The organism is Streptomyces milbemycinicus (genome assembly GCF_002154605.1).
Taxonomy (GTDB): Bacteria; Actinomycetota; Actinomycetes; order Streptomycetales; family Streptomycetaceae; genus Streptomyces; species Streptomyces milbemycinicus.
Genome location: NZ_MUNE01000692.1, coordinates 1 through 12,815 on the forward strand (window position 1 = coordinate 1; position 12,815 = coordinate 12,815).

A 12,815-nucleotide genomic window follows, 5' to 3' on the forward strand; every position below is an offset into this window, starting at 1 on the left:
CGAGGAGCCGCCGAGCCCGTGCACATAAAGCGCGGGCGGCAGACCGTCCCGGATCGGCGGCCGGGACCGTACGGTGAGAGTGAGACCGGAGAGGCGCACGGTACGCAGCCGCTCCCCCGCTCCGACGCGAACGGGCCGGGCGGGCGGGACCGCGGAGACGATGCGGGAAACCGGCTGCTCGGTCGAAGACATGCGGCAATGTTACGAGACGATCACGCTCGGGGCCCTGTGTTCGCCCTCACAGGGCCGCGTAGCGTCCGAAAGTGAGCTCTCCTAGGCTCGTAAATACACAGGGACGATCACCCGGGCCGGGGCGGGCGGGAGAAACGCCCGGACCCGGGCGCCTGAGGAACGCCTGAGGAAGGGGAGAAATGGCCGTCGACCCCAGCGACCCCGAGACCTTCGAGGAAAACGACGCCGGCGAATTCGCCGTGGAGGACGTCGAAGCACCGGAAGTGGACGCCGCGGAGCAGCATCACGACCTCCTTCCGAACCGGGACGAGCCCGTGAGCGGAGACGCATCGCTGGAGGCGAACGAGGCGGACCGCATGGAGCAGGCCCGGATCGTCGAAGTGGACGAGGACGACTACATGTGAACCGCGCCATTTGTCAGCTTTAGCGACTTTCCACGGAGTGTGGTCCGTGAAATTCTCCGTACGGACCGCGCGCCGCCCTGTTACCCAAAAGTACGATGGCGGGCGCGGTGGACACCGTGTACAGAACACTCATTGGGAGGCGGCGTGACAGCCATCGAGCAGACCGAGGCGCGCCCGCGGGGCACGCGCCTGCCGCGCCGAGCCCGACGGAATCAGCTCCTGGGGGCGGCCCAGGAGGTCTTCGTGGCGCAGGGCTATCACGCGGCGGCCATGGACGATATCGCCGAGCGCGCCGGGGTCAGCAAGCCGGTGCTCTACCAGCACTTCCCCGGCAAGCTCGACCTCTATCTGGCCCTGCTGGACCAGCACTGCGAGGCGCTGCTCCAGTCGGTGCGCACCGCGCTGGCGTCGACGACCGAGAACAAGCAGCGCGTCGCCGCCACCATGGACGCCTACTTCGCATACGTCGAGAACGAGGGCGGCGCCTTCCGGCTCGTGTTCGAGTCGGACCTGACCAACGAGCCGGCCGTGCGCGAGCGCGTGGACCGGGTCTCGATGCAGTGCGCCGAGGCCATCAGCGAAGTGATCGCCGAGGACACCGGCCTGTCGAAGGACGAGTCGATGCTGCTGGCGGTCGGCCTCGGCGGGGTCTCGCAGGTCGTCGCGCGCTACTGGCTCTCCAGCGAGAGCCAGGTGCCGCGCGACACGGCCGTGCAGCTGCTCACCTCGCTCGCCTGGCGGGGCATCGCGGGCTTCCCGCTGCACGGCACCGACGGCGGCAACTGAGCCGCGCCCGGTGACCGGGGCGGAGTGCGGGCGTCCGCCGCGCCCCCGGTGGCCGCGTGTTCGCTGCGGGCGTGCGCCCGTACGGCCCGTCCGGTCTCCGTACCGGGCTAATGTGTGCTGCGTACGGCGCGGCTGGCCGCGCACCCCAACTGACCGTCGGAGGGACAAAGCCGTGGAGGTCAAGATCGGCGTGCAGCACGCGCCCCGCGAGATCGTTTTGGAGAGCGGGCAGTCTGCCGAGGAAGTCGAGCGCGCGGTGGCCGACGCGCTGGCCGGCAAGGCGCAGCTGCTGACCCTGGTGGACGACCACGGCCGCAAGGTCCTGGTCCCGTCCGACCGGCTCGCATACGTCGAGATCGGCGAGCCGGCCGCCCGCAAGGTCGGCTTCAGCGCGCTCTGAGCAGCGTCCGCGCCAACGGAACGCGGCGGGGCCCGGTGAGAACCCTCACCGGGCCCCGCCCCGTTTCAGGCCCGTGCGGAAGGCCCTCTTCAGGTTCGGTCTGCCGGGCAGGGTTGCCCGCCGTCGGCCGGGGGTAGGACGGCTGCGACCGGGGCTCGGCAGCGCCGTACCACGAGGCCTCGGTCCCGGTCCGCGCACGGGAGGACGCACCATGATCTTGGAAGCGCTCGGCTCCGTACTGATCGGTCTCGCCATCGCATACGGGGCGGGCCGCTGGCAGCCTCGAAGGTTCCATTCCCGACGCCTGCTGCTGTCCACCGGCCCCGGCGCCGCGCTTCTCGGCTCCCTGCTCACCCATGCCGTGCTGGGCGCGGGACATACGCCGACGGTGCTGATCGTCGCGCTCGGCTTCTCGGTGGCGCTGCTGTCGCTGCTGGTCCGCCCGGCCCGCAGGCTCCGCCGCTCCGCCACGGCCTGAGAGTCACCTGCCTGAGAGCACCCCGCCCGAGAGACACCGGCCCTCAGAGACACCCCCATACGCACCGCGGCCCGCACCCCTCCAGGGGCGCGGGCCGCGCGCTACCGCTCCACCCGACGGCTCAGAGCACCGGGCTCACAGCACCGGGCTCAGGACGCCAGGCCCAGCGCCGCCATCCGCTTGGTGTGCGCCTCGGTGATCCGGGAGAACATCCGGCCGACCTCCGCCAGGTCGAAGCCGTCCGCCACGCCGCCCACCAACATCGTGGACAGCGCGTCCCGCTCCGCGACCACACGCTGCGCCTGCGACAGCGCCTCGCCCATCAGCCGCCGCGCCCACAGCGCCAGCCGCCCGCCGACCCGCGGGTCCGCCTCGATGGCCGCCCGTACCTTCTCCACCGCGAACGAGGCGTGGCCGGTGTCGTCGAGCACACTCAGCACCAGCCCACGGGTGTCCGAATCCAGCCGGGCCGCCACCTCGCGGTAGAAGTCGCTGGCGATCGAGTCGCCGACGTACGCCTTGACCAGGCCCTCCAGCCAGTCCGACGGAGCGGTCTGGCGGTGGAAGCCGTCCAGGGCCGCCGCGAAGGGCTCCATGGCCGCCGTCGGCTGCTCGCCCACCTCCGCCAGCCGGTCTCTGAGCTGCTGGAAGTGGTGGAACTCGGCGGACGCCATCTTCGCCAGCTCCGCCTTGTCCTCCAGCGTGGGCGCCAGCTTGGCGTCCTCGGCCAGGCGCTCGAAGGCGGCCAGCTCGCCGTAGGCTAGGGCACCGAGCAGGTCCACCACGGCCGCCCGGTACTGCGGGTGCGCGGCCGCCTGCGCCCAGTCCTGGGCGGCGATCCCGGTGCGCTCCCCGTCGGCGTGTCCCTCGGCGCGCTCCCCGGCGGCGGGGGCGTTCTCCGGTGTGTCAGACGTCTCCATGGTGCGCACAATAGCCCGCCCAGCGCCCCGTGGAAGGCCCTGGTCAGCCGGGACGGCAACGGGGCGCATCCGGCATCCCGGTCACAGATGCGCGCTCTCGGGGTACAGTGCTAGAGGCACCCGTCGAGTATCGACGGGTCGTTCCACGCATACGGATGCCCGGTCGGTGGCCCGATCGGCTCCAAACCGACCGCCCTCCGCGCGGCGCGCATGTAATCGTGCGCACGGCAGGAGGGACCCGCTCGCGGTATGAGCGCTCGAGCGAGGGCAGTGGTCCCGCGCCGGACCGGCCACCCCAAGGCCGGTTGTACTCGGGGCGCCGTGCGACCCCCTTCGCCGCCTCACGCCGCGTCTCACAGAAGAGGCAAGCATCCTGACCACTTTCCGAGACCTCGGGATCCTCCCCGAGACGGCCGAGGCCCTTGAGGCCGTCGGCATCACGTCCCCGTTCCCCATCCAAGAGATGACGCTCCCCGTGGCCCTCTCGGGCTCCGACGTCATCGGCCAGGCCAAGACCGGCACCGGCAAGACGCTGGGCTTCGGCCTCCCGCTGCTGGAGCGCGTCACCGTCCCCGCGGACGTCGAGGCAGGCCGGGCCAAGCCCGAGCTGCTGACCGACGCCCCGCAGGCGCTCGTGGTCGTCCCCACCCGCGAGCTCTGCCAGCAGGTCACCAACGACCTGCTCACCGCCGGCAAGGTCCGTGCCGTGCGCGTTCTGTCGATCTACGGCGGCCGTGCGTACGAACCGCAGGTCGAGGCCCTGAAGAAGGGCGTCGACGTGGTCGTCGGCACCCCCGGCCGGCTGCTCGACCTGGCGGGCCAGAAGAAGCTGCGGCTCTCCTCCGTCAAGAGCCTCGTCCTCGACGAGGCCGATGAAATGCTCGACCTGGGCTTCCTGCCCGACGTCGAGAAGATCATCCAGATGCTGCCCGCCAAACGCCAGACGATGCTCTTCTCGGCGACCATGCCGGGCCAGGTCATCTCGCTGGCCCGGCGCTATATGTCGCAGCCCACCCACATCCGCGCCACCGCGCCGGACGACGAGGGCGCGACCGTCGCGAACATCACCCAGCATGTCTTCCGGGCCCACTCCCTGGACAAGCCGGAGGTCGTGGCGCGGGTGCTGCAGGCCGAGGGCCGCGGCCTCGTGATGATCTTCTGCCGTACGAAGCGGACCGCCGCCGACATCGCCGACCAGCTAGCCCACCGTGGCTTCGCCTCCGGCGCGGTGCACGGCGACCTCGGCCAGGGGGCGCGCGAGCAGGCGCTGCGCGCCTTCCGCAACGGCAAGGTCGATGTGCTGGTGGCCACCGACGTCGCCGCGCGCGGCATCGACGTCGAGGGCGTCACGCATGTGATCAACTACCAGTCCCCCGAGGATGAGAAGACGTATCTGCACCGCATCGGCCGCACCGGCCGCGCGGGCGCGTCGGGCACCGCCATCACCCTCGTCGACTGGGACGACATCCCGCGCTGGCAGCTGATCAACAAGGCGCTGGACCTGCCCTTCAGCGAGCCGGAGGAGACCTACTCCACCTCCGACCACCTGTATGAGCTGCTGAACATCCCCGAGGGCACCACCGGTGTCCTGCCACGCGCCGAGCGCACCCGGGCGGGCCTGGACGCCGAGGAGATCGAAGATCTCGGCGAGACCGGCGCCCGCGGCGCCCGGTCCGCGCGCGGCAGCCGCCGCTCCTCGGCGGCGCCCGCCGAGGAGCGCCCCGCCCGCACCCGCACGCCGCGCCAGCGGCGCCGGCTGCGCGGCGGCGTCGTGGTCGACGGGGTGACCGGCGACTCGACGCAGGCGGCCGAGACCGCCGTGGACACGGCGGAGGGCACAGCTGAGGCCCCGGCCGCGGAGGCCACCGCCGAGCCGAGGCAGCCCCGCCGCCGTCGGCGCACCCGCGCGGGGGTCACGGCCAAGGCAGCCGACAGCGGCACCGACGCCGAGGCGGCGGTCACCACGGCCGAGGGCTCGACCACGGCCGTGGCCGACACCGCACAGCCCCAGCCCGAGGCGGCCCCCGATGCCGCCGAGGCCCCGGCCAAGCCGCGCCGCCGCCGCACCCGCGGCGCGGCGACCGCCAAGGCCGCGGACGCGACGGCAGCACCGGCACCGGCGCCGGCGCCGCAGGCCGAGGCGGCCCCGGCCGAGGCCGGGGAAGGCGAGGCCAAGCCGGTCCGCCGCCGTCGCCGCACCCGCTCGGCAGCGTCGAAGACCGAGGCCACGGAGGGCTGACGCCACCCGCCTCAACCGCCGAAGGGCCCGCTCCGCTCCCCGCGGACCGGGCCCTTCGGCGTCCCCGGAGCCCCCTCGTCCGATCCCGGACGGTCGGGGACTCCCGCGCGGTGGCATGACCACGAGCGACCGCGGCCTGCCAAAACCGGCCGTCGCAAACCGGCCCGACCCGGGAGACCGCCGACCGGTGCGCCCCCGCCGGCCCCCGCGCAGCCGGCGCCGCGGGCGCCGGTCTCGTAGGGCCCGCAGGCGGCGGGCCCGCCGCCGCGCGGTGGCGGCCCGCACACGCGGGGACGTGGCGGCACACGTCATGGCGGGTTGGCCAGGATTTTCTGTGCGCGCTAGCCTCGGCGCATGAGCAGGCCGCCGTTCATCACGCTGCCCGGGTGCGCCCGTGCGCACCGTCTTCGTACCGCCCGCGGGGAGTTCGCCGTGCATGACGCGCGTCCTGAGGGGGCGGCGCGGGGCACGGTGTTGCTGGTGCCCGGGTTCACCGGGAGCAAGGAGGACTTCATCGCGCTGCTGGAGCCGCTGGCCCGCGCCGGGTTCCGGGTGGTCGCGGTCGATGGGCGGGGGCAGCATGAGACCGGCGGGCCTCGGGACGAGGCGGCGTACGCGCAGCAGGAGCTGGCCCGGGACGTCCTGGCGCAGGCGGCCGCGCTGGACGCGGGGGCCGACACCGCCGACGCCACCGCCGAGGGCTCCGCGCCGCTGCATGTGCTCGGGCATTCGCTCGGCGGGCTGGTCGTACGGAACGCCGTGACGATGGCCCCGGACACCTTCGCCTCGCTGACGCTGATGAGCTCCGGTCCGGCCGCCATCTCCGAGTCGCAGCAGGCCCGTACCAAGCTGCTGATCGACGCGCTGGCCGTGACCGATATGGAGACCGTCTGGCAGGCGATGCGCGAGCTCGACCCGCCGGAGGCGCCCGAGGAGAGCACGCCGCCCGGTGTCGAGGACTTCCTCCACCAGCGCTGGCTGGGCACCGTTCCCGAGCAGCTGATCGCCACCGGACGGCAGCTGAACAGCGAGCCGGACCGGGTCGCGGAGCTGGCCGGGGTGGCGCTGCCCAAGCATGTGCTGTCCGGGATCGTGGACTACGCCTGGCCGGTGCCGCTGATGGACGAGATGGCCGACCGGCTCGGCGCCCACCGCACCGTGATCCAGGGCGCGGGGCACTCCCCCAACGCGGAGCGGCCGCTCCCCACCGCCGAGGCTCTGATCGACTTCTGGCGCGGTGTGTCCCCCGACAGCGGTGTCTCCCGCGACGGCTGACAGCAGCTGACGCGTCAGTACAGGGCGTCAGTACTGGGCCTGCAGATGCTCCCAGAACCCGTCCCGCAGCGCCCGCCGCAGATCGGCATGCGTACGCAGCGACAGCCGCAGCAGGGCCTCCGCGTCGATCAGCAGCTCCTGGTCGACCGAGCCCGGCAGGTAGGGGTGGCCGGGCAGCAGTTCGGCGAGTGATTCCCGGCCGCGCGAGGACAGCCATCGCGCGGCGATCTGTGCCCCGACGAAGCGGACGTCGTCGCGGCTGGGGGCGGGCGCGCCCGGGCCCGGTTCGGCTCCGTACGGTTCGAAGCCCGCCGGGCGGCGGGTGACGTACGGCTTGCAGAAGTCGAGGTCGAAGGTGCGCTGGCTGTCGACCTCCCACAGCAGCGGCTCGGCCTGATTGCGCCCCTCGACGGCCTCGATGCCCCAGAGGTGGACCCGCGCGCCGTACCCCTGGGCCGCCTCGACCGCGGAGACCAGGTCTTCGTCCCCGCCGATCAGCACCGCGTCGCCGATGGCGCGGTGGCGGGCGAGGGATTCGAGGTCGGAGCGGATGAGGGAGTCGACGCCTTTCTGCTGGTTGTTCGCGTTGAGGTTGCCGAGCCGGACCTTGACGTCGGGCAGCTCGGCGATGCTCTGCTGCTCGGAGGTGTGGATACGGCGCCGGGCGCCGTCGTACCAGTAGACGCGCAGCAGCCTGCTGTCCGGGAAGATCGTGCGGGCCTTGTCGATGAACGCCTCGATGAGCCCCTCGGCGTCGAGCTCGAAGGTTCTGCGGTCCTCGGTTCCTGCGACCAGTCGGCCGGCGGCCGCGTAGACATAGCCGGCGTCCACGAATATCGCGTGGGTGGAGGGCGTGGTCGCGACCTCTGCGAGCACACGCTGCAGCAGTTCATTGGTGCGCTCGATGCCTGCGACGACCGAGGCGAGGTCTGGTTGGCCCGGAGGCGTGACGTCACTCATACGCGCTTCATTCTCCGGGCCGACGCGCTCAGGACACAACCGGACCTGGTACGAGACGGTAATTAGGCTCCCGAAAATTTTCTTTAGCGTAGGGAATGTTTTCCATGGCACCCTCTGTTGAACCGTACGGATGCTCGCGGCACTGGCGCTGTGCGCATCCGTCTCACACCACAGTTCTCCTCAGGAGGATCAGACGAAGGGAGAAGCCATGCGCTTCGAGATCATGCGCCTCGACGATGTCGACGGGACCGCCGTGGACAGCACCGTTGTAGACGCCGCCTCCGTCAACCGGATCGTGCAGCAGGCCGCCGCAATCGGTCAGCGCATCTACATCCGCCCCGCCGAAAGCTCAGCCCGGTAACGCCCCGTTTGTAGTACGTAGCTCTTAGTACGCAGCTTCCGGCGCCCCCGTGCCTCGTCGCACGGGGGCGCTTGTGCATCCTGGCGGACCGCTCAGCCGGCCCCGCCCGGCACCGGGGACGCCCCGGTCGCCCGGCGGACGATCTCTCCGTAGATCTCGGGATCCGTCGTGTACTCGCCGAGACGACAGGTCTTACGGCTGCCGTGGTAGTCGCTGGAGCCGGTGGTGAGCAGGCCGAGCTCGGCGGCGAGTCCGCGCAGCCGCTTGCGCGTGGGCTCGTCGTGGTCCATGTGGTCCACCTCGATACCGTCAAGACCCGCGGCGGCGAGCTCCGCGATCGCGCTCTCGGGCACGCACAGCCCGCGCTTGAGGGCCAGCGGATGCGCGAAGACGGTCACCCCGCCGGCCGCCTTGACCAGGCGGATCGCATCGAACGGGTCGAGCTCGTGCTTCTCGGCGTAGGCCCGGCCGCCATTGGCGAGCCACTGCGGAGTGAAGGCGTCCGAGACGCTGTCGACAACGCCCAGCTCGACCAGAGCGGTGGCCACATGCGGCCGCCCCACGGCCCCGTCACCGGCGATCCGGGCCACCTGCTCCCAGGTGACCGGGACGCCCAGCTCCCGCAGCTTGTCGACCATCGCCCGGGCGCGCGGCACCCGGTCGTCGCGGACGAGCTCGCGTTCGCGCGCCAGCTCCGGCTCGTCCGGGTCGAAGAGATACGCCAGCATGTGCAGGCTCACACCCGCCGCGCCGTCTTCCGAAGTCCCTGAGGCGCCAGTACCTGAGGCGCCGTCGGACGGCGGGATCGTCAGCCGGCACGACAGCTCGGCGCCGGTCACCAGGGTCAGCCCCGATGAACAGCCGCCCAGCGCCCGCTTCGCCTCCTCGTACCCGCCGACGGTGTCGTGGTCGGTGAGCGCGACGACGTCCAGCCCGGCCGCGGCGGCGCCCAGCACCAGCTCGGCGGGGGTGTCCGTACCGTCGGACGCAGTGGAGTGGGTGTGCAGATCGATGCGCACGACGCGGGCTCCCAGCTGCGGCGGTGGAACGGAGGGGACGCTTCAGAATAACCGGCCGCGACCGAGGTGATCAGCCCAGGATCCGCGGCGACAGCGCCCCGCACGGCACCAGGTCCACCTCGGCCCCGGCGTCCCGCAGATCGGTGAGCACCATCTCGTCGTACATCATCAGACCGGTCTGCTCGGGCCATACGATCGCCCACAGCCACAGCCCGCACGCCTCCCCCGCGAACACCGCGCGGTCGTCCGGTGTGCCCTCGACCAGCCACAGCGGGGTGGGCCGCCCGGCGGCCAACACCTTGACCTGCGGCGCCCGGTCGACCCGCATACCCGGCCCCGGGTCGGGGCCGCGGATCCCGGCGTATCGCGCTCCGAGCCCGACCCCCAGCTCCTCGGCGACCAGCAGCAGCTCCCCGGGCCCGCCCAGCGGGCCGGGGCCGGAGCAGGCGACGGCGGTGGCCCGGCCGCCGCTGCGGTCGTCGCCGGCGCATGCGACGCCGGTGAACAGCCAGCCGACCGGAAGCGGCCACGGCATCCACACCGGCACACGGGCACGGTTGGTGACGACCACGAGTGCTTCGACGCTCGGCGGGACGACGGGCTGAAGCGGATGCACTGTGCCATGCACCCCGCACTGCCAGGAGTCGGCGAAGAGACCGGGCGCCCGCACCCGGCCACCGCACTTCGGGCAACTGGGTTCGCCCCTCATAGGGCCCCACGGTCCTCCCCGGGCGTCGCCGCGTCAAGGACGATCACCCGTCCGGATGCGACTCGGCCGACCACGCTCCGGCAACGACGGCCTCAGCTCGCCAGGGGCACCCCGGAGCGGCTCGGGTCCCGCAGATCCGTGCCGTGCCTGAGCCAGCGGTCCTGCAGCGCGCCCGCGCCGTGCACCCGCTTCCACGCCGCCTCGTTCCCGGTCATGGGCAGCAGCGGCAGAAACCGGACCGGGTCCCTCGGCTGGTCGAGCTCCAAGTCCTCGACCAGCCCGCCCGGTTCGGCCACCAGTACGGAGGTGAAGGACGCGCCCGGCCACAGCGGCCCGCCCAGGTCCAGCGAGCCGCCCGGCGCCACCACCACGCCCTCCACCTGGGGGGACGCGGCGAGGACGGCGAGCGGGCGCAGCACCTCGTCGAGTACGGGCAGCCCGGGGCCCACGGCCGCGCCGCCGATCCGCACCGTCAGCACCAGCTCGGCGCGCGGGCCGCGCAGCGGGTCGGCGACGACGGCGGTCGGGTCGGCCATCGGCCGGTCGGACATGCCGAGTGTGGCGTAACGCACGACGTCCGCGTCGCGGAAGCGCAGCACCTCGATGCGGTCCGTGCCGACGAAGGTCACGGCGGCGCGGGCGTCCGGCTCGCCCAGCGCCGTCCGCAATCGGGCCTCGACCAGCTGAAGAACGTCTGACATGCGGCGAGCATAGATCGCGTATCGAACAGGCAAAGCGGCGACTTATCGGTTCAGACGGCTGATAGCCTTGGCGCCTGCCCAGGGAGTTATACGTCATCCCTCAAGGGGGACCGACCGGAGGAGGTGGGGCTGCGGTGGATCCTAGTCGACCGTGCAGTACCGACAGTTCTCCCGTCCTCTTCCCCTCGGTATGCGGCTGTTCTTGATCTGACACCTTCCGTACCCCACCGCTCCGCGGTGAAACACGTGAAGTCGATTCGCATCCAGGGCACTTGACGGTAGAGCGCCTTCGTATCGCTTTGTCTCTTTTCTACCGCGAACTTCCGTCAGCGCCATCGCACGGAGCGCCGCCCGCTTTGCGGACGTACGGCCACCGGAGCCCGTACGTCCACCTTCCGGGCCGCGCTGCGCCGCGCGCCCGTCGCTGACGGCCTGCCCGTGAAGGAGCCCGTCATGTCGATGATCCGTGACCTGCGCGCAGCCGTCCGCCCCGCCCTGCGCCGCACCCGCGCCACCAGCAACTACGACGCCACCCGCGACCCCTCCGTCTCCAGCGCGGTGATCGACTGCGCCGTCTACCGCGACGGGCGGCGGGTCAGCGACCACTGCGGCCCGACCGAGGCCATGAAGCAGGTGCGCGCCGAGGGCGGCTTCGCCTGGATCGGGCTGCACGAGCCGACCGAGCGCGAGTTCGCCGGAATCGCACAGGAGTTCGGACTCCACCCGCTGGCCGTGGAGGACGCGGTCCAGGCGCACCAGCGGCCGAAGCTGGAGCGGTACGACGACTCCCTGTTCACCGTCTTCAAGACGATCCACTACGTCGAGCACGCGGAGCTCACCGCCACCAGCGAGGTCGTCGAGACCGGTGAGGTCATGTGCTTCACCGGCCGGAACTTCATCGTGACCGTCCGGCACGGCGGCCAGGGCTCACTGCGCGCGCTGCGCCACCGCCTCCAGGAGGACCCCGAGCTGCTGGCCAAGGGCCCCTCGGCGGTGCTGCACGCGATCGCCGACCAGGTCGTGGACGGCTATCTCGCGGTCGCCGACGCGGTCCAGGACGATATCGACGAGGTCGAGATCGACGTCTTCTCGGCGGCCAGCTCCCGGCGGGGCGGCGACGCCGGGCGGATCTACCAGCTCAAGCGCGAGGTGCTGGAGTTCAAGCGGGCCGTCTCGCCGCTGCTGCGGCCGATGCAGCTGCTGAGCGAGCGGCCGATGCGGGTGGTGGACCCGGACATCCAGAAGTACTTCCGGGACGTCGCGGACCACCTGGCACGCGTCAATGAGCAGGTGCTGGCCTTCGACGACCTGCTCAACTCGATCCTCCAGGCCAATCTGGCGCAGGCCACCGTGGCCCAGAACGAGGACATGCGCAAGATCACGTCATGGGCGGCGATCTTCGCCGTGCCCACGATGATCGCCGGGATCTACGGCATGAACTTCGACTACATGCCGGAGCTGCGCTGGAAGTTCGGCTACCCGGCGGTGCTCGTCGTCACGGTCTCGATCTGCTTTGCCATCCACCGCGGCTTCAAGCGCAACGGCTGGCTCTGACAGCCCTCAGCTCGACTTTCTGCGGTCCGCCAGCACCACCAGCGCGAGGCCGACAAGGATCACCCCGAGCGCCGGGTAGGCGACCGCATGCGGCATCTGGCCCAGCCAGAGGGCGGCGATCAGGGCCGCGCCCGGCGTCTCGAGCAGCAGCGCGGTCGAGGTGATGGACGGGCCCAGGCCCTTGACCACGCGGTTGATGAGCGAGTGGCCCAGCAGCTGCGCGGTGACCGTCAGCACGGCCAGCTTCAGCCAGGTCGTGCCGCTGTAGCCGCCCAGGGCCGTACCGGAGGCCAGGCAGGTGACCAGCAGAAGCACGCTGGTGGTGCCGTAGCAGACGTAGGTGTACGCGGTCGTGCTCACCGTCCGCCGCACCTCGGCGCCGAGCACCACATACCCCGCGGCCGCGATACCGCCCACCAGCGCGAGCGCATCGCCCGCGAGCGCGCGCGTGGACATCGACAGATCGACCCCGGTCAGCAGCACCACGCCGAGGAGGGCGACCGACATGCCCGCCCAGACCAGGCCGGGCGGGCGCTGCCCGCGCAGCCGCAGCAGCAGCGCGGTCCAGATCGGGGTCGTGGTGACGAGCGCGGTCGACGAGGCGACGGACGTCATATGCAGACTGGGCAGCCACGCCCCGAAGTGCAACGCGAGCAGCGCCCCCGACCCGACGGACAGCAGCACCCCGCCGCGCCCCATCCCGCGCAGCTCCCGCCGATGGCGCAGCAGCGCGAAGGGGGTGAGCGCGCCGACGGCCATGGCGTTCCGCCAGAACGCGACGGCCAGGGCCGGGGCCGCCGTCGCGTTCTGGCGGAAC

General features: G+C 72.0%; 14 protein-coding genes and 1 pseudogene. 8 read left to right on the forward strand and 7 right to left on the reverse strand.

What is annotated here, in order from left to right; all coding sequences use genetic code 11:
* Positions 1-192, reverse strand: a pseudogene (locus CCN51_RS42990) (alpha/beta hydrolase); the annotation flags it as partial.
* A gap of 179 nt (positions 193-371) precedes the next feature.
* On the opposite strand from CCN51_RS42990, the gene CCN51_RS42995 reads away from it, so the two are divergent.
* From CCN51_RS42995 to CCN51_RS43010, 4 genes are all read left to right on the forward strand, one after another.
* Complete coding sequence (locus tag CCN51_RS42995) at positions 372-596, forward strand: hypothetical protein (RefSeq protein ID WP_014176653.1); 225 nt, start codon at positions 372-374, stop codon at positions 594-596.
* Positions 597-740: 144 nt separating this feature from the next.
* Complete coding sequence (locus tag CCN51_RS43000) at positions 741-1,382, forward strand: TetR/AcrR family transcriptional regulator (protein ID WP_014176654.1); 642 nt, start codon at positions 741-743, stop codon at positions 1,380-1,382.
* Between the two features lie 172 nt (positions 1,383-1,554).
* Positions 1,555-1,782: a DUF3107 domain-containing protein gene (locus CCN51_RS43005; RefSeq protein ID WP_014176655.1), complete on the forward strand. Its 228-nt coding sequence runs from the start codon at positions 1,555-1,557 to the stop codon at positions 1,780-1,782.
* 211 nt (positions 1,783-1,993) lie between these two features.
* Positions 1,994-2,260, forward strand: coding sequence for a hypothetical protein (locus CCN51_RS43010; RefSeq protein WP_014176656.1), 267 nt, complete (start codon positions 1,994-1,996; stop codon positions 2,258-2,260).
* Between the two features lie 149 nt (positions 2,261-2,409).
* On the opposite strand, the gene CCN51_RS43015 is transcribed toward CCN51_RS43010, so the two are convergent.
* The gene (locus CCN51_RS43015; RefSeq protein WP_086013654.1) at positions 2,410-3,189 is read right to left on the reverse strand and encodes a ferritin-like fold-containing protein; all 780 of its coding nucleotides are present in this window, start codon (positions 3,187-3,189) and stop codon (positions 2,410-2,412) included.
* 454 nt (positions 3,190-3,643) lie between these two features.
* Between CCN51_RS43015 and CCN51_RS43025 the strand changes: the two genes are divergently transcribed.
* Positions 3,644-5,419: a DEAD/DEAH box helicase gene (locus CCN51_RS43025; RefSeq protein WP_043486857.1), complete on the forward strand. Its 1,776-nt coding sequence runs from the start codon at positions 3,644-3,646 to the stop codon at positions 5,417-5,419.
* A gap of 354 nt (positions 5,420-5,773) precedes the next feature.
* Positions 5,774-6,694 (forward strand): alpha/beta fold hydrolase, encoded by a 921-nt coding sequence (locus CCN51_RS43030; protein WP_043486858.1) that lies wholly within the window; start codon positions 5,774-5,776, stop codon positions 6,692-6,694.
* A gap of 27 nt (positions 6,695-6,721) precedes the next feature.
* On the opposite strand, the gene CCN51_RS43035 is transcribed toward CCN51_RS43030, so the two are convergent.
* A complete protein-coding gene (locus CCN51_RS43035; protein ID WP_014176660.1) occupies positions 6,722-7,654 on the reverse strand; it encodes an NYN domain-containing protein in 933 nt (310 codons plus the stop codon).
* Between the two features lie 208 nt (positions 7,655-7,862).
* On the opposite strand from CCN51_RS43035, the gene CCN51_RS56160 reads away from it, so the two are divergent.
* Positions 7,863-8,015, forward strand: a complete 153-nt coding sequence (locus CCN51_RS56160; protein WP_014176661.1) for a hypothetical protein — start codon at positions 7,863-7,865, stop codon at positions 8,013-8,015.
* A 92-nt stretch (positions 8,016-8,107) separates the two neighbouring features.
* On the opposite strand, the gene CCN51_RS43045 is transcribed toward CCN51_RS56160, so the two are convergent.
* From CCN51_RS43045 to CCN51_RS43055, 3 genes are all read right to left on the reverse strand, one after another.
* Positions 8,108-9,034, reverse strand: coding sequence for a PHP domain-containing protein (locus CCN51_RS43045; RefSeq protein ID WP_014176662.1), 927 nt, complete (start codon positions 9,032-9,034; stop codon positions 8,108-8,110).
* Between the two features lie 70 nt (positions 9,035-9,104).
* Positions 9,105-9,743 carry a DUF6758 family protein gene (locus CCN51_RS43050; RefSeq protein WP_043486859.1) on the reverse strand — a complete coding sequence of 213 codons (639 nt, stop codon included), beginning with the start codon at positions 9,741-9,743 and terminating at the stop codon, positions 9,105-9,107.
* Positions 9,744-9,835: 92 nt separating this feature from the next.
* Positions 9,836-10,444, reverse strand: coding sequence for a suppressor of fused domain protein (locus CCN51_RS43055; protein ID WP_043486860.1), 609 nt, complete (start codon positions 10,442-10,444; stop codon positions 9,836-9,838).
* A 453-nt stretch (positions 10,445-10,897) separates the two neighbouring features.
* Here CCN51_RS43055 and CCN51_RS43060 point away from each other — a divergent pair, with 453 nt between their 5' ends.
* On the forward strand, positions 10,898-11,998 hold the full coding sequence (locus CCN51_RS43060; protein WP_014176665.1) for a magnesium and cobalt transport protein CorA: 1,101 nt from the start codon (positions 10,898-10,900) through the stop codon (positions 11,996-11,998).
* Between the two features lie 6 nt (positions 11,999-12,004).
* Here CCN51_RS43060 and CCN51_RS43065 read toward each other — a convergent pair.
* Positions 12,005-12,815, reverse strand: an 811-nt coding sequence (locus CCN51_RS43065) for a DMT family transporter (protein ID WP_086860814.1), incomplete at its 5' end; no start/stop codon positions are given.